At 61.9% G+C, this 17116-nt stretch carries 13 protein-coding genes; 10 read left to right on the forward strand and 3 right to left on the reverse strand.

All coding sequences use genetic code 11. The annotated features are described in order from the left end of the window. The first annotated feature begins 7 nt into the window (after positions 1–7). The 5 genes from GGD53_RS12390 to GGD53_RS12410 are packed head-to-tail and all read left to right on the forward strand — an operon-like array spanning position 8 to position 5614. The gene (locus GGD53_RS12390) at positions 8–1102 is read left to right on the forward strand and encodes a glycoside hydrolase family 88/105 protein (RefSeq protein WP_184456304.1); all 1095 of its coding nucleotides are present in this window, start codon (positions 8–10) and stop codon (positions 1100–1102) included. Continuing rightward, positions 1099–2463 (forward strand): glycoside hydrolase family 28 protein, encoded by a 1365-nt coding sequence (locus GGD53_RS12395; protein WP_184456306.1) that lies wholly within the window; start codon positions 1099–1101, stop codon positions 2461–2463. Before GGD53_RS12390 ends, GGD53_RS12395 begins: the two co-directional genes overlap by 4 nt. Then, positions 2451–3557, forward strand: coding sequence for an ABC transporter ATP-binding protein (locus GGD53_RS12400; protein WP_184456308.1), 1107 nt, complete (start codon positions 2451–2453; stop codon positions 3555–3557). Before GGD53_RS12395 ends, GGD53_RS12400 begins: the two co-directional genes overlap by 13 nt. Before the next feature lies 1 nt (position 3558). Next, positions 3559–4554 carry a carbohydrate ABC transporter permease gene (locus tag GGD53_RS12405; protein WP_184456310.1) on the forward strand — a complete coding sequence of 332 codons (996 nt, stop codon included), beginning with the start codon at positions 3559–3561 and terminating at the stop codon, positions 4552–4554. A gap of 13 nt (positions 4555–4567) precedes the next feature. Continuing rightward, complete coding sequence (locus tag GGD53_RS12410) at positions 4568–5614, forward strand: carbohydrate ABC transporter permease (RefSeq protein ID WP_184456606.1); 1047 nt, start codon at positions 4568–4570, stop codon at positions 5612–5614. Positions 5615–5768: 154 nt separating this feature from the next. On the opposite strand, the gene GGD53_RS12415 is transcribed toward GGD53_RS12410, so the two are convergent. Then, on the reverse strand, positions 5769–6920 hold the full coding sequence (locus GGD53_RS12415) for an ROK family transcriptional regulator (protein ID WP_184456312.1): 1152 nt from the start codon (positions 6918–6920) through the stop codon (positions 5769–5771). 168 nt (positions 6921–7088) lie between these two features. Here GGD53_RS12415 and GGD53_RS12420 point away from each other — a divergent pair, with 168 nt between their 5' ends. After that, on the forward strand, positions 7089–8117 hold the full coding sequence (locus GGD53_RS12420) for a helix-turn-helix transcriptional regulator (RefSeq protein WP_184456608.1): 1029 nt from the start codon (positions 7089–7091) through the stop codon (positions 8115–8117). A gap of 33 nt (positions 8118–8150) precedes the next feature. On the opposite strand, the gene GGD53_RS12425 is transcribed toward GGD53_RS12420, so the two are convergent. Next, on the reverse strand, positions 8151–9188 hold the full coding sequence (locus GGD53_RS12425; RefSeq protein WP_184456314.1) for a LacI family DNA-binding transcriptional regulator: 1038 nt from the start codon (positions 9186–9188) through the stop codon (positions 8151–8153). Positions 9189–9300: 112 nt separating this feature from the next. Then, positions 9301–9933 carry a TetR/AcrR family transcriptional regulator gene (locus GGD53_RS12430; protein WP_184456316.1) on the reverse strand — a complete coding sequence of 211 codons (633 nt, stop codon included), beginning with the start codon at positions 9931–9933 and terminating at the stop codon, positions 9301–9303. A gap of 84 nt (positions 9934–10017) precedes the next feature. Between GGD53_RS12430 and GGD53_RS12435 the strand changes: the two genes are divergently transcribed. The 4 genes from GGD53_RS12435 to GGD53_RS12450 all read left to right on the forward strand — a co-directional run bounded on the left by GGD53_RS12435 (position 10018) and on the right by GGD53_RS12450 (position 16954). Next, positions 10018–11091 carry an efflux RND transporter periplasmic adaptor subunit gene (locus GGD53_RS12435; RefSeq protein WP_184456318.1) on the forward strand — a complete coding sequence of 358 codons (1074 nt, stop codon included), beginning with the start codon at positions 10018–10020 and terminating at the stop codon, positions 11089–11091. After that, positions 11088–12173: an efflux RND transporter periplasmic adaptor subunit gene (locus tag GGD53_RS12440; protein WP_184456320.1), complete on the forward strand. Its 1086-nt coding sequence runs from the start codon at positions 11088–11090 to the stop codon at positions 12171–12173. The genes GGD53_RS12435 and GGD53_RS12440 overlap by 4 nt, the downstream gene beginning before the upstream one ends. Next, positions 12170–15241, forward strand: a complete 3072-nt coding sequence (locus GGD53_RS12445) for an efflux RND transporter permease subunit (RefSeq protein WP_184456322.1) — start codon at positions 12170–12172, stop codon at positions 15239–15241. Before GGD53_RS12440 ends, GGD53_RS12445 begins: the two co-directional genes overlap by 4 nt. Before the next feature lie 261 nt (positions 15242–15502). After that, positions 15503–16954, forward strand: coding sequence for an NCS1 family nucleobase:cation symporter-1 (locus GGD53_RS12450; RefSeq protein WP_064807580.1), 1452 nt, complete (start codon positions 15503–15505; stop codon positions 16952–16954). Positions 16955–17116 lie beyond the last annotated feature (162 nt).

The following is a 17116-nucleotide window of genomic DNA, read 5'->3' on the forward strand; positions in this document are numbered from 1 at the left end:
CTCCAGCATGAACATAGCATCTGTTGAAAACGCCGCACTCCTGACGACGATCGATCGCGTGGCGACGGCTTTCAGCCGGCTCAGGGGCATCAAGGAAGGTCTCGTGACGGACAATGCCGCCTCCGGCATCCAGTTCGATGAATGGGACTGGGAAGTCGGCGTCGGCCTTTACGGATTCTTGCGGCGCGCGATTTCCGCCAACGACCAGAAGGCGCTGCAGGAGCTCGTCGCCTGGTACAGCGCCCAGATCGAACGCGGTATTCCGCCGCGCCAGATCAACAGCACGGCGCCGATGCTGCCGCTCGCAATCCTGGTTCAGCATGTCGACCGCCCGGATTTTCGCGCCCTCGTCGAAGACTGGGCCGACTGGCTGATCAAGGAACTGCCGAAGACCGAGGAGGGCGGCTTCCAGCACGTCGTGAAGGAGCGCCTCAACGACGGCGAATTGTGGGACGACACGCTGTTCATGGCCTGCCTGTTCCTTGCACAGGCCGGGGTGCTCTGCCAGCGCAAAGACTGGATCGACGAGGCCGTCTATCAGTTCGCGCTCCACGCCCGCTATCTCTCCGATCCGGTCAGCGGTCTCTGGTATCACGGCTGGACGTTCAACGGCCGGCACAACTTCGCCAATGCCTTCTGGGCGCGCGGCAATGCCTGGATCACGGTTGCGATCCCCGAGCTCTTCGATCTCGTCCCGACGCTCGGCGAGAAGGATCGGCGTTTCCTCTCGAACGTCCTCGTCAGCCAGGTGCGCTCCCTAAAAGCCTATCAGCGGCCGGACGGCATGTTCACGACCCTGCTTGACGATCCGTCCTCGCCGCTCGAAACCTCGGCAACCGCAGGCATCGCCTACGGCATGTTGCGCGCCATCGATGGCGGGATTCTCGACGAGAGCGACAGGATTTATGCGGAGCGCGCGCTTAAGGCCGTGCTGGCGCAGATCGACGATGAAGGCGTCGTCCACGGCGTTTCCGACGGCACGCCGATGGGCCATGACCTTGATTTCTACCGGCGCATCCCGAACCTGCCGACCCCTTACGGCCAGGCGCTGACCATGCTGCTGCTGACCGAAGTTCTGATTGAGAACGGCCGCCGCCAATGAGCGCTCCCTCCCTTGTCGCGATTGAGGCGCTCGACAGCGACAATACCGACCGTCTGCAGGCGGCGATCGACGGCCTTTCTGCTTCCGGCGGCGGACGCCTGGAGCTCCTGGCGGGCATCCACCTCTGCCGGGGGCTCCGGCTGCGTTCCGGCGTCGATTTGCACCTTGCCGCCGGCGCGGTGCTACGTCCCGTTCCAGACTATGCCGCCTACGCGCATACGACGGTTTCGGTGATCGCCGAGAAATCGGATCGCGGCATGATCGTCGCGCGGGATGCGCGGCGCATCAGCCTGACGGGGGAGGGGCGCATCGAAGCCGGCTGCGAAAGTTTCATCACAGGAGACGACGAGACGGTGGGAACTTTCATTCCGGCCGAATTCCGTCCCCGTGTCGTCGTCTTCGAAGGCTGCGACGAGGTCGAGATCAGTTGCGTCACCATCAGCCGCTCGCCGATGTGGACGCTGCATTTCGTCAACTGCACCGATGTCGCGGTCCGCAGCGTCACCATCGAAAACGACCGCCGCCTTCCCAACACCGATGGCATTGTGCTCGACGCCTGCCGCGGCGGCGTCATCGAGGACTGCACTATATCGACGGCCGACGACGGCATATGCCTGAAAACGAGCATCGGTCCTGAAGGTGTGGCCGTCGGCCGGTGTGAGAACATTCTGGTGCGTCGCTGCGCCGTTCAGAGCTTGAGCTGCGCGCTGAAGATCGGCACGGAAACACATGGCGACGTCACCAATGTCCTGTTCGAGGATTGCAGCGTCTCGTCCTCCAACCGGGCGCTCGGCATATTCTCGCGTGACGGCGGCCGGATCTCGAATGTGAGGTTTTCCAGGATTTCGGTAGAGTGCCGGGAAACGCCGGATGGTTTCTGGGGCTCCGGGGAGGCGCTGACCGTCAATGTCGTCGACCGTATCGCCGAACGCCCCGCTGGCGCCGTCGAAAATCTCATCGTCGAAGATGTGACCGGCCGTATGGAAGGGGCGATCACCATCATTGCCGCCGCGCCGTCAGGCATCCGGAACGTGTCGTTGGCCCGTATCGCCGTAGATCAGCAGCCGGGGCAGCTTGGCACCGGGCGGACCTACGATCTGCGCCCGACGAATGCCGACCTCGCGCCGAAGGCCGGTGGCGGCGGGCGTGCCAATGCCTGGACCCGAGGTTCGGACGGACGGGTGATCGGCCTGCAGGACTACCCCCAGGGGATGCCGGCCGTCTACGTGGCCGATGTCGCCGGGATCTTGATGAAAGAGGTGCGGATCACGAGGCCGACACCATTGCCGCAAGGCTGGAACGAAAACGACGTCGTCTTCGAAACGGCGGCACCTGATGGGAGTGGGGCATGGCAGAACTGAAACTTTCCACCGTCAACAAGTCGTATGGCGCCGTCAAAATCCTGCATGACGTCGAACTCGATATCAAGGACGGCGAATTCGTCGTCTTCGTCGGTCCGTCGGGCTGCGGCAAGTCGACCCTGTTGCGCGTCATCGCCGGCCTTGAGGAGGTGACCTCTGGCGCAATCGCGATCGGCGGACGCGACGTCAGCGCGCTGTCGCCGGCCGAGCGCAAAATCGCGATGGTCTTCCAGTCCTATGCGCTCTATCCGCATATGAGCGTACGCAAGAACCTCGCCTTCGGCCTGGAAAATCTGAAGTTCAAGCGGGCAGAAATCGAGGCGCGTATCGCCGAGGCGGCCAGGATGCTGGCGATCGAACCCTATCTCGACCGGCGTCCGAAGCAGCTTTCGGGCGGCCAGCGTCAGCGTGTGGCGATCGGCCGGGCGATCGTGCGCGAGCCCGATATCTTCCTCTTCGACGAGCCGCTGTCGAACCTCGATGCGGCGCTACGTGTCCAGACCCGGGCCGAGATCACCAAGCTCCATCGCGACATCAAGACGACGATGATCTACGTCACCCACGACCAGGTCGAGGCGATGACCATGGCCGACAAGATCGTCGTTTTGCGCGCCGGTCGGGTCGAGCAGGTCGGCGCACCGCTGGAGCTCTTCGATCATCCGCGCAATCTCTTCGTCGCCGGATTCCTCGGTTCGCCGCGCATGAACATTATCAAGGGCAAGGTCGCAGCCATCACGGAAAGCGGCATTGCCATCGACGTCGGCAATGGCGGCGCGATCGTCAGCAATGTCGATCCCGTCGGCATTTCGGTGGGGCAGGGGGTTGTTGCCGGTATCCGGCCCGCGCATTTCACCCGCTCCAGCGAGGGGGGGCTGCCATTCGTCGTGCAGTATCACGAAGGGCTCGGGACCGAGACCTATGTCTATGGCAATCTCGCCGGGCAAGACGATCCGATCATCATCCATGAAGCCGGCCATTTCGCGCCGGTTTCGGGCGACCGGATCATGATCGATGCCGATCCGGCCCGCGTTCATCTGTTCGATCCCGAAAGCGGCCTGGCCTTTGGCAGACGGTCCGGGCAGGGGAGGCGCTGACATGGCAGAGCTCACGGCCGGTACATTGCTGTCTCAGACAGGCGAAACGGCGATGAGGGTGGTCGAGGCGCCGATGAATGCGATCGAGCGTCTGTTTGGCCGCAAGCGGATGCCCTGGCTGTTCCTGGCGCCGAACCTCATCCTGTTCGCGATCTTCACCTTCCTTCCCATCGCGATCGCGGTCGGCTACGCCTTCACGGGCGGCACCAATCTCTTCGTCTCCGACCGGCCGTTCGTCGGTCTCGACAACTTCCGCACCTTGCTTTCCTGCGGCAATTATCTCCAGCCCGGAACCTGCCAGGAATCGCTGTTCTGGACGGCGGTGTGGAACACGCTTTGGTTCGTGGCCTTCAACGTCGTCGCCACATTGCTGGTGGCGCTGATCACGGCGCTGATCCTCAACCGGGCGATCTTTGCGCGTGGCTTCTTCCGGGCGATGTTCTTCTATCCGGTTCTGCTGTCTCCCGTCGTCATCGGCCTGATCTGGAAGTGGTTCCTCGATCGCAACGGCCTGCTGAACGCCTTCTTTCAGATGCTCGGCGTGCCGCCGGAGATTTTCCTGCTCGATGTCGGCTGGTCGCGCTTTTTCGTGGTGGTCGTGTCGGTCTGGTTCCATATGGGCTTTTACACGCTGATCCTGCTCGCCGGCCTCCAGGCGATCCCGAAAGATCTCTACGAGGCCGCGTCCATCGATGCCGCTTCACCGCGCCGCACGCTGTTCAGGATCACGCTTCCACTTCTTGCCCCGAACCTGCTGGTCGTATTCATCCTTCTGATGATCAAGTCGGTGCAGATCTTTGACGAAGCCTGGGTTCTGACCAATGGCGGCGGCCCAGGCACGGCCAACAGCTTCATCGTTCAATATATCTACCAGATGGCCTTCGGCAGCGATCTGCGCCTCTTCGGCCTTGCGTCGGCCGCATCGGTTCTCATGGGGCTGGTGCTTCTGGTTCTCACCCTCATACAGCTGCGCCTCGGCAAGCGAATGGAGTCCTGAGATGAACAGCTCTATGAACCCAATCCGCTTCATGACGCGCACACGTCGAGCCGGACGCATCGATATCACCGATATCTTGTCATGGGTCTGGCTGATCGGCGGAACGCTCGTCGTGCTCATTCCCGTCGTCTGGGCAGGCCTCTCCTCGCTGAAACCGGCGGCCGAGATCACCCGTTTTCCGCCGTCGCTGCTTCCCCGGGCCGCCGTGGAACAGACCGTGCCCGGATTCGACAAGCCGCTCAGTCTTTGGAACGTAACGGTTGACGGCCAGCAGCGTGAAATGGCCATGATCAGGCGCATCGGTCTCAAGGCGCAAATGGTCGACCCCGCAAATCCGGGGCAACCGGTCGGTGTCGACGTGAAGGGAATCACGCCGGTCCAGCATCTGACCGTTGCTACCGAGAACTACACCGATCCGCTGACGCGCTTCAACTTCCTGATCTTCCTGAAGAATTCGGTCTTCGTCACGGTGGTCGCGACGCTGCTGACGCTTATCGTCAACGCCATGGCTGCCTTTGCGCTGTCGAAATACAAATTTCGTGGTGACACGACTGTGTTCGTCATCATCATCTCGACTCTGATGATCCCGCTCGCCGTCGTCATGGTCCCGGCCTATCTCGTCATTGTCGGGGTCGGGCTCGCCGACAATCTCTGGGGTGTCATCCTGCCGACCGTCGCCTCGCCGACAGCCGTTTTCCTGCTGCGGCAATATATGCTGACTATACCGGATGAGCTGATCGAGGCGGCGCGCGTCGATGCGGCGAGCGAATTCTGCATCTTCTGGCGGATCATCCTGCCGCTGACGGCGCCGGCGCTTGCTGTGCTGGCGATCTTTTCCGTGCTCTGGCGCTGGAACGATTTCCTCTGGCCGCTCATCGTCCTCAACAGCCGCGAGAACTTCACCCTGCAGGTCGGTCTCAACGCCTTCCAGGGGGAGTTCTCGGTGCAGTGGCATTACATCCTGGCGATGACGTTCCTCAGCCTGTTGCCCGTCACCGTCGTCTTCCTGTTCCTGCAGAAATACATCACCACAGGCATTGCCGGTACGGGAATGAAGTGAACGAATCCTGGCGCGCAGTTGGGGTCGAGATGAGGAAACCTCTCAAGCATTGAAGACTGCCTTCCCATCTCGTCGCGCCGGCTGAAGCGCACCGCATCTGGTCCTGCGGTGCGCTTTAGTCCTCCTTCGATGAGCTTGATTAGCTGAGTCGCGATCACAAAACGGTTTCGAAGAGCGGGATCAAGGCCGCACCGATCGCGCCCGGCGCATCGATGATCTTCGCCACGGCCAGCCCCGGCACGTCGCGCAATGCGCCATGCCGAGGCAGATTGTTGAATTCGGTGCGTTCAATCAGCATTCTCGCAAGTGAATGTGGAAGCTCGCCGCCAAGCACGATCAATGCGGGGTCGAAGATCGCGCAGATCGCATTGATGGCTCTGTTGTGGGCCGGAGTGACGCGGTCGATCCATTCCTCGACACCATCCCACTCCACCATATTTTCGTCCTTCAGATCCCTCAGGGTCAGGCCGCTGCGCCCCTTGGCGCGAAGATGCTCGAGCAGCTGGTTGAGAGCGGGGCGATCATCGTAGTCGTGACGCCCGAAAAGAACGGAGATTTCGCCGGCATTTCCGAAACTGCCGCGAAACGGCATGCCGCCGGAGACAAGGCCGCCGCCATAGCCATGAAGGTGGGCGATATAGGCAAAATCGGCAACGTCACGCCCGACGCCGAAAATTGCTTCCGCCAAGGCCGCAGTCCTGGCGACATTGTCCGCCCAGACCGGCAGGCCAAGCCGCTCCCCAAGCAATGGCGCCAGGTCGATCAGCGACCAATGGGCCAGCGGCAGGGGACAATTGAAAGCCGTATCCAGCATGCGATGGCCGGAGACTGCGAGGCCGACGCCGAGGATGTCGCGCCGCTTGGCGCCGCGCCGGGCGAGGATCTGTTCGAGGGCTGCTTCGATCCGCTCCATTTCCATGGATAGCGACGAGCCGGCCTGGGGAATTTCCATATTGTCCAACGGTTCGCCGAAGCCCATGAGGCAAAGGCCGATCGTTCCGACGTTGATGGAGATGCCGAGCGTCAGACACCACTCCCTTCGCAGCGTCAGCTCCGGGCTAGGCGGACCGGCGCGCCGGTTTTCCGATTGGGAAAAGACGACCATTCCCCGATCATGAAGCCGGCCGACGATTCTGTGCAGCGATTGCTGAGTGAGATCGAGTGGATCGGTCAGGCTGGAGCGCTCGATACCGGGCGACTTCCAGATCAACCGCAAAAGGTCCCGTTCGTTACGGGAGGCTACTCTCGCGGGCTCAGTGTCTCGCAGGAAATGTGGGGCAACGTGGTCCAGCGGAGCGTACTTCATTTTCCAAACATATTGATTTACACTGTAAGTGTGAAGCAGGTGGAGGGGACGCTTTGCTTCTGCGGGGCAACGAAATCATCCGTGGTTTTGCCGGTCCTGCTTAACCCATCAAGATTGGCCAGACCAGTCGCGATGATGTCAGGCGGCAGAAGAAAAGAACCGAGCGGCATGGATGCGTTAAGACGGGAGAAAATGGCAATTGCCGAGCATGGGGGTTACGGATTCGAGCCCACGCATGGAGGCACCAGCTTCGAATCAATGGTTCAGGCCTTTACGGCTGGTTACGGCGTTTTCGGCGCACAGCCATTGAAAGATGACCGAAAATTCGCCTGGGCCGCGGATCTGAGAAGGACCGAGGCGCTCACGGTGCTTCATTCGGTCTATCAGAGTTCCTGGACGATCCGGACGCTTGATGAGTCTCCGCAGCATCTCGCGTTTTTCATGCCGCACACAGGCTCTTTTCGACTGTCGATAGGAAAGAGAACGGTCGAAAGCGGCGCCGGTCACTTTCTCATGGCCAACAATCACGAAGTCGGCGATCGTGTGGTCCAGGGAGGACCGCATCGCTCGGACGTCCTTTTTCTGGACTGGAAGGTTGTCAAAAGGGTCCTCGCCTCGCTGGTGGAAAAGCCCCTCTCGGAGTCGTTCGATCTCGACCCGCTTCTGGATCGCGCGACGCAGTCAGGCCAACTCATCGGCAATCTACTCCAGACGATCGTGCAGGGCATGCGCGGCGCCGGTCCGTTGCTATCTTCGCCTCTTGCCGCAGCCGCGATGAGCGAAACTCTTGCTCACCTCGTGATCCGATTTGGCCGGCATCGGTTTTCCGATCATCTGGAAAAAAAGAAAGTATCGTTGATTGCACCTTGGCATGTCCGACGCGCTATCGACTACATGCATGCCAATATCGCGGAACCTCTCACCATGACGATGGTCGCCGATGATGTCGGAGTTTCGCTTCGTGCGCTGCAAACGGGCTTCAAGGCCTTCAGGGGAACGTCGCCGGCTGGTTACCTCCGCACAATCCGGCTGCAGGCGGCCCGCGAGCAGTTGCGGGATCCGACGAACCAGCAATCCGTCCGCGAAATCTGCGCGATATGGGGTTTTGCCCACGCGGGCAGGTTCTCCATCATCTACCGCAGCACCTTTGGAGAAAGCCCGCGCGATACACGGCTCCGGGCTGAGCGCTTGCGCTGATGGGAGCTTCTAGAGGCTGGCTCTTCCGGCGCTTCAGCGCGGCGGTGCGATACTGCCGCGCAGGACGAGATGGCAGCCGAGTTCCAGGCGATGAGCCGGCCGCTGCGGATCATTGGCGATCAGCCGCTGTTCGATGAGCGCGAGCGCTGCCGCGCCGAGACGGTCGGTCGGCACGCTCACGGTGGACAGCGGCGGGCGGCTGAACTCGCCGGGAACGATGTCGTCGAAGCCGAGCACGGATATTGCGTCGGGGACGCGTATATCGCGATCGGCCAATGCCTTCAGGCAGCCGAGCGCCAGATTGTCGGCCGCGCAGAAGACGGCGGTGGCGCCTTTCAGCGTGGGATCGCGATGGAGCAGCGCGTTGATGGCCGCCTCGCCATGCCGGGGCTCATATCCCTCCGCCTCGATGATCATATCCTTCGGCACCGGAAGCTGTGCGGCGAAATAGGCATCGGAAAAACCGTCATAGCGGCGCTGGATGGTCGTGCGCCCCTTCCATGTCAGATGCAGGATCCGGCGGTGGCCGAGCGCCAGGAGGTGCTCGATACCGAGCCGTGCGCCGAAGCGGTTTTCAGGTGTCACCGTATCGACCAGCATGGCGGGATCCTCACCGTTGACGATGACGACGGGCATATCCGCCGAGGCGAGGCTACGGATGAGTTCGGGCTGATCGTCGTTCAGCACCACGATGCCGTCTGCGCGTTCTGATATCGCGATCTGCCTGACCTCGGCGCCGTCGATGCGTCGGCCGCTGCTGACGTAGGGCACGATGCGGATGCCGCGACGCTCGCATTCCCTGCGAAGACCGTTGAGAATCGTCCAGCTCACCAGATTGAGATCGCTCTCCGGCGCGGCATCGTCAGGAATGGCGAGAAGCAGAACGTGCAAGGCCGCGATCGTCGCCTTCTTTCTCCGGCGGTCGAGATAACCGAGACGTTTTGCCGAATCCAGCACTCTTTCCCGCACCTCGATCGTCAGCGGCGCAGTTCCGTTCAGGGCGTGCGAGGCCGTGCTCAGCGACACGTCGGCATCACGTGCGACATCTTTGAGATTGACTTTACGTTCCACTTTTTCCGCCGGGAATTCAGGTCGTACCTTCGAAGCATAAGCTAACTCGATGTTTTCACATAAAGACTTTAGAAAATCTATGTGCTTGCGCCGATATTTTCGTCATTCGCAATCAGCGACGTTCGGCAAGCAGCCCGTTGAACAGCAGGTCGAAATAGGCCCGCATGAAGGCGTCCTTGTTGGGCGTCGGCACGCGGCGATCGTCGAATATCAGCCGCAGAACCGTCGTCGTCAGAATCGGCGCGACCACGAGGTCGGAGAATTCGACGGGAATTTCGCGAAATTCCCCTGACGCAACGCCTTCCAGGATGAGCGCGTCGATCCTGGCGATAATCGGCGCTATGAATTCATCGTGGTGGCGATCGATCAGGTCGGGGAACCGCTGTCCTTCCGAAATCACCAGCCGCGTCAATTCGCGGGTTGTGCGATCCTCCGCGATTTGGTCGTAAAGCAGACCGAGAATGGACATCAGCCTGTCGGTGGCGCTGCCGCTGAGGCCAGCGGTGATTTCAAGCAGTTCCTGAAAGGGGACCGAGAAGTGACTGATCATGGCTTCGAAGAGCTTTTCCTTCGTCTCGAAGTAGACGTAGACCGTGCCCTTGGTGACGCCGACCCTGTCTGCGATGTCGTCGACGCGGGCGCCGGTGAACCCGTTTCTGACGAATTCCTCGAATGCGGCATCCAGGATCTGGATGGGTCGCAGCGCCTTCTGTTCCGCGCGTGTGAGTTTCTTCTGAGCTGCCATTCCTGCCTCGCCGTGGCAAAAGTTTCATTGACTAATCCGTCAGTCAATTATATAGCAGCTGCCGTTGAGAGCAAGAGGTCAACTATGAGAACCATTCTGGTCGCCACAGCGTTCGTATGCACGATCGGTCTCGTCTCCTGCAGCGAGCCGGGCGGGCCGAGCGAACCTGCCGCGCGGCAGGTCGGCGTCGTCGTCGCCAGGTCTGAGCCGCTGAGCGATGGCGGTGCGCTGACGGGAGAGGTTCGCGCCCGTGTTCAGACCGATCTGTCCTTCCGCGTCAGTGGTAAGATCGTCGAGCGGCTGGTCGAGGTCGGACAGTCCGTGAAGGCGGGGCAGCTGCTGGCGCGCATCGATCCGGAAGAACAGAAGGCCGATCTGGATGTGGCCGCCGCCAATCTTCAGTCCGCTGAGGCCCAGCAGACCCAGGCGCAGCTTGCCTTCGACCGCCAGCAGAGCCTGTTTCGAACCCAGGTGACGACGCGCGCGGCGCTCGACCAGGCGCAGGAGGCGCTTCTGACGGCGCAGGCATCGACGAAATCGGCGCGGGCGCTTTTCGAAACCGCGCAGGACACCCTGTCCTATACGGAGCTGAAGGCGGATGCCGACGGGGTGATCACCGCCCGCAATGCCGAGGTCGGGCAGGTGGCGCAGGCCGCCCAGGTCGTCTTCACCCTTGCCCATGACGGCGACCGGGATGCCGTCTTCGAAGTGGTCGAGAGTGCGTTCCTGCGCCCGATCGACGGCGACGGCACCGTGGCCCTGCTGTCGAACCCCTCGCAGAAGATCACCGCGAAGGTGCGCGAGATTTCGCCGACGATCGATTCTTCCACCGGCACCATCCGGGTCAAGGTCGCGCTATCAAGCGATGCTCCTATTCCGCTCGGCGCTCCCGTCGTCGGGAAATTCAGTTACGTCCCGCAGGACGTCATCCAGCTGCCCTGGTCGGCAATGACCTCCAAGGACGGCAAGCCGGCCGTCTGGATCGTCGATCCCGCATCCTCTGCGGTCTCAGCGAGAGCGATCGACGTTGCCGGCTACGAGACCGGCAGATTCATCGTCAAATCGGGCGTGTCGGCAGGGGACGTCGTGGTGACCGACGGCACCAAATTCCTCAGGCCCGGCGAAATCGTGTCTTACGTCAAGGAAGCATCCAAGTGAGTATTCGTCCCAAGATAATCGCACTGATGATGGGTACGGCCCTGATTTCCTCTTGCACCAAGCAGGAGGAAAGCACTGGTGAAGCGCCCCGTCCGGTGCTGTCGATGACGGTCAAGCAGACGCCCGCGACGAGCTTCGGCCTGACCGGCACGATCGAGCCGACGATCGAGACTGAACTCGGCTTCCGGATCCTCGGGCGGATGATCGCCCGCAACGTCAATGTCGGCGATGTCGTCAAGAAGGGTGATGTCGTTGCCGCCATCGATCCGCTGGCGCTGGAGCTTGCCGTGCGCAGCGCCCAGTCCGACGTCGAGAACAGTGATGCCCAGCTTCGAAATGCAGTGACGACAGAGCAGCGCCAGCGCGCGCTGGTGGAATCGCGCTCCGGCACCGAAGCCTCGCTCGAAGAAGCCGAGCAGGCGAGACGGACGGCCGCGGCCGCCGTCGCCAAGACGCAGGCCAATCTCGACAAAGCCAGGGAGCAGCTCGGCTATGCGCAGCTTCAGGCGGAATTCGATGGCGTCGTCACGGCGACTTCGGCCGAGGTCGGCCAGGTCGTGTCGGCCGGTCAGACGGTCGTCACGATAGCCCGGCCCGACAAGCGCGACGCGGTTGTCGACGTGCCGCAGGCCGCTGCCCAGAAACTGAAGATCGGCGCGCCCTTCGAAGTGACGCTGCAGCTCGAGCCTTCGATCCGCACCTCCGGGGTCGTGCGCGAGATCGCGCCGGAGGCGGAGACCGCCACCCGCACGAGCAGGACCAAAATCGCGCTCGCCGACCCGCCTGAAGCCTTCAGGCTCGGTGCGGTCATCACTGCCTCCGCAACAATCGCTGCCGATCCGGAGATCGTGCTGCCTTCCTCGGCGATTGTTGCCGGCACCGACGGCGCCAGCGTCTGGATCGTCGACGTAGCAAGCAAGAAGGTTTCGCGCCGCCATGTGAAGATCGACGGCGACGTCGTCGACGGCGGCACTGTCCGCGTCACCGAAGGGCTCACTCGGGGAGAGCGGGTCGTCGTGGCAGGCGTGCATAAACTTGAGGATGGCCAGGCCATCAGGATCGACCAGGAGATCAGCCAGTGAAGTCCTTCAATCTTTCCGACTGGGCGCTCGAGCACCGTTCGCTCGTCTGGTACTTCATGATCGTCTTCATTCTCGCCGGCGCCTTCTCCTACCTGAACCTCGGCCGCGAGGAAGACCCGAACTTCACCATCAAGACGATGGTCATCACCGCCCAGTGGCCCGGCGCCTCCGCCGAGGAGGTGACGCGGCAGGTGACCGACAGGATCGAGAAGAAGCTCCAGGAACTGGAATCGCTCGACTACACCAAAAGCCAGACCGTCGCCGGCCAGACGACCGTCTTCGTCGAGCTGCTGCCGACGACGAAGGCTAAGGATGTCGCGCCGACCTGGCTGCGCATCCGCAACATGATTGCCGACATCAAGGGCGATTTCCCGAGCGGGGTCGTCGGTCCCTTCTTCAACGATCGCTTCGGCGACGTATTCGGCAACATCTACGCCTTCACCAGCGACGGGCTGACCCAGCGCCAGCTTCGCGATCTCGTGGAAAATGCACGCTCCGAAGTTCTGACAGTGCCGAATGTCGGCAAGGTCGATGTGATCGGCGCTCAGGACGAGGCGATCTATCTCGAATTCTCCACGCGCCAGATCGCAGCGCTCGGCATCGACCAGCAGTCGGTCATCCAGACGCTGCAGGCCCAGAATGCCGTCACCCAGTCCGGCTTCGTTGATGCCGGCCCGGAGCGCATCGCCTTGCGGGTGAGCGGGCAATTCACCTCCGAGGAGAGCCTGCGATCGATCAACCTTCGCATCAACGACCGCTTCTTCCCGCTGACCGATGTCGCCACGATCAAGCGCGGTTACGTCGATCCGCCCTCGGCGCTGTTTCGCTTCAATGGAGAGCCGGCGATCGGGCTTGCGATTGGCATGAAGCAGGGCGCCAACCTGCTGGAGTTCGGCGAGGCGCTCGACGCGCGGATGAAACAGGTCGTCGCCGATCTTCCGATCGGGGTCGATGTCCACCGTGTTTCCGACCAGCCGCATGTCGTCGATGAGGCTGTCTCGGGCTTTACCCGGGCGCTCTTCGAGGCGATCGTCATCGTGCTCGTCATCAGCTTCATCAGCCTCGGCCTTCGCGCCGGCATGGTGGTGGCGATCTCCATTCCTCTCGTGCTCGCGATCACCTTCGTGGTGATGGAATATTCCGGCATTTCGCTTCAGCGCATCTCGCTCGGCGCGCTCATCATCGCGCTCGGGCTGCTCGTCGACGACGCCATGATCGCCGTCGAGATGATGGTGGCCCGCCTGGAGGCGGGCGACGATCTGAGGAAGGCCGCTACCCACGTCTACACCTCGACGGCCTTTCCGATGCTGACGGGAACGCTGGTGACCGTCGCGGGCTTCATCCCGGTCGGCCTCAACAGCAGTGCGGCCGGCGAATTCACCTTCACGCTTTTCGTCGTCATCGCGGTTTCGCTCGTGGTGTCCTGGATCGTCGCCGTGCTGTTCACGCCGCTTCTCGGGGTCACGATCCTGCCGAAGACGATGAAGTCGCACCACGAGAAGAAGGGGCGTTTCGCCGCCGTCTTCTCCTGGCTGCTGACGCTCGCTATGCGCTGGCGCTGGATCACCATCGTGCTGACGGTTGGCGTCTTCGCCCTTTCGGTCGGCGGCATGGGGCTGGTGCAGCAGCAGTTCTTCCCGAACTCGGACAGAACCGAGCTCGTCATCGACTGGAACCTGCCCCACAACAGCTCGATCGCTGAGACCAACAGGCAGATGGCCAAGTTCGAAAAGGACATGCTGGCAAACAATAAGGATATCGACCACTGGACGACCTATGTCGGCCAGGGAGCGCCGCGCTTCATCCTGTCCTTCGACGTGCAGACGCCCGACGTCACCTTTGGACAGACCATCATCGTCACCAGAGGCCTCGACGTGCGCGACAAGGTGCGGGCGGAGCTGCAGGATTATCTGACGAAGACCTTCCCGGGCACTGACGCCTTCGTGAAGCTTCTCGATATCGGCCCGCCGGTGGGTAAGCCGGTCCAGTACCGGATCAGCGGCCCGGATATTCAGAAGGTCCGCGATATCTCCCAGCAATTTGCGGGCGTCGTCGGTTCGCATCCGCTGCTGTCGAACATGGTGCTGGACTGGAACGAGCCTTCCCGCGTTGTGAAGCTCGACGTCCTGCAGGACAAGGCCCGCCAGCTCGGCGTCTCCTCCGAAGACATAGCAACCGCGCTCAACGGCATCGTCGAAGGTTCGACGGCAACGCAGATTCGCGATGATATCTACCTGGTCAACGTCGTCGGGCGAGCCAGGGCATCCGAGCGCGACTCCATCCAGACTCTTCAGAATCTGCAGCTCTCCACCTCCAACGGCAAAGTCGTGCCTTTGTCGGCCGTCGCGAATTTCCGTTACGAGCTCGAGCAGCCGACGATCTGGCGTCGCGACCGGCAGCCCACGATCACGCTCAAGGCGGCCGTCATCGGCTCGACGCAGCCGGCTACGATTGTCGATCAGCTGAAGCCGAAGGTCGAGGAGTTCCAGAAAAACCTTCCTGTCGGATACAAGGTGGAAATCGGCGGCGCCGTCGAATCCAGCGCCGAGGCGCAAGGACCGATTGCGGCCGTGGCTCCCCTGATGCTGTTTACGATGGCGACGATCCTGATGATCCAGCTGCAGAGCTTCAGCCGCCTCTTCCTGGTCTTTGCGGTGGCGCCGACGGCCCTGATCGGCGTGGTGGCGGCGCTTTTGCTGAGCAATGCTCCCATGGGCTTCGTCGCCATCCTCGGCATTCTGGCGCTGATCGGCATCCTGATCCGCAACTCCGTCATCCTGGTGGTGCAGATCGAGCATCTGCGCGCCGAAGGCGTCCCACCATGGCAGGCGGTCATCGAGGCGACCGAGCACCGCATGCGGCCGATCATGCTGACGGCGGCGGCGGCAACCCTGGCGCTGATCCCGATCTCGCGCGAGATCTTCTGGGGTCCGATGGCCTACGCCATGATGGGAGGCATCGTCATCGGCACGGCGCTCACCCTGCTGTTCCTGCCGGCGCTCTATGTAGCATGGTTCAGAATCCCCCGGGATGAAAGTGTTCGGGCCGAAGCCTTGGCTGAGGCATGAAGACCAGATTTCGCCGTCCATCGCCTGCCGCCGCTGCGGCGGCCGTTGCAACGCGGGCGGCGGCAAGATGGTTGGGAAGGCGCAGGCGATGCCGTCCCACCCGGAGCGGAACGGCACGGCGTTGAATTGCTCTAGGTCAGGAGCCTGTACATCCGGACCATCAGGATTGTGTACAATGTGACTATTAAATTGTCAGATGCCTAAATGAAGCGCAGACTTCCATCGTGGCCGAGTCGGCCACTGGGGATATGGGAGGGCATTATGAGCATTCAAAATCCGTCTCCCTCGTTGTACAACGAGGATCTTGCGCCCGCGGAGGAGCGTAAGTGGGGTGCATTCAGCATCTTCAACGTCTGGACGTCGGACGTGCATAGTCTCTGGGGCTATTATCTGGCGGCAAGCCTGTTTCTGCTCTGCGGCAGCTTCGTGAACTTCGTCATCGCCATCGGCATCGGCTCTCTCGTCATCTTCTTCCTGATGAGCCTGGTCGGAAATGCCGGCGTGCGCACCGGTGTCCCCTTTCCGGTTCTGGCGCGCGCCTCCTTCGGCACCTTCGGCGCCAATGCTCCCGCGCTGGTCCGAGCGGTGGTCGCCTGCTTCTGGTACGGCGCGCAGACCGCCGCCGCATCCGGCGCGATTGTTGCCTTGCTGATCCGCAACGAGAGCCTGCTCGCCTTCCATCAGAACAGCCACATGCTCGGCCATTCGACCCTTGAGCTTATCTGCTACATCATCGTCTGGGCGCTGCAGCTGCTGATCATTCAGCGCGGCATGGAAACGGTCCGTAAGTTCCAGGATTGGGCGGGTCCTGCCGTCTGGATCATGATGCTGATCCTCGCGGTCTATCTCGTCACCAAATCGGGCACATTCTCCTTCGGTTCCGAAATCCCGCGTGACGTGCTGATCGAAAAGACCAAGGACGCGGGCGTGCCCGGCGAGCCCGGCTCGATTGCCGCACTTGCTGCCGTGGCCGCCACCTGGATCACCTATTTCGCCGCGCTCTATCTGAACTTCTGCGATTTCTCGCGTTACGCGACGAGCGAAAAGGCGCTGCGGAAGGGCAATCTCTGGGGCCTGCCGATCAACCTCCTGGCATTCTGCCTCGTCGCCGGTGTCACGACCACGGCCGCCTTCACCGTATACGGCGAGGTCCTGCTGCATCCGGAAATGATCTCGGCGAAATTCGACAGCTGGTTCCTGGCGCTGCTTGCGGCGCTGACATTCGCGGTGGCAACGCTCGGCATCAACGTCGTGGCGAATTTCGTCTCGCCGGCCTTCGACTTCGCCAATGTCTTTCCGCGCCAGATCAACTTCAAGCGCGGCGGATATATCGCCGCGCTGATCGCCCTCGTGCTCTATCCGTTTGCTCCCTGGGAGACGGGTGCGGCGCACTTCGTCAACTTCATCGGTTCGACGATGGGGCCGATCTTCGGCATCATGATGGTCGACTATTATCTCATCCGGAAAAGCCAGCTGAACGTCGAGGCGCTCTACCAGGAGAATGGCGAGTTCCGGTTCCAGAACGGCTGGCACGGCAATGCCTTCATCGCCTTTGCGGTCGGTGCGCTGTTCTCCTCGATCCTGCCGACCTTCACCTCCATCCTGCCGGACTGGTGGGGCACCTATGGCTGGTTCTTCGGCGTCGCCATCGGCGGGGCGATCTATTTCGTGCTGAGAATGGGCGCGCGGCGCAATCCGGCCTTCGCCTCATGACGACTGAAAGGCGCCCGGCCATCGCCGGGCGCCTTCATGTTCCCTTTTCATAATGTGCCGGCCGGAGGGAGCCGGTCATTCGCCTGGTTCAACGGCGTACCACCCGCCGCATGGATGGCCGCACGGCGCATGAGTATTGCGCTGTCAGTTAAGCAGAAGCAC

It is taken from the genome of Rhizobium aethiopicum (assembly GCF_014197535.1).
Taxonomy (GTDB): Bacteria; Pseudomonadota; Alphaproteobacteria; order Rhizobiales; family Rhizobiaceae; genus Rhizobium; species Rhizobium aethiopicum_A.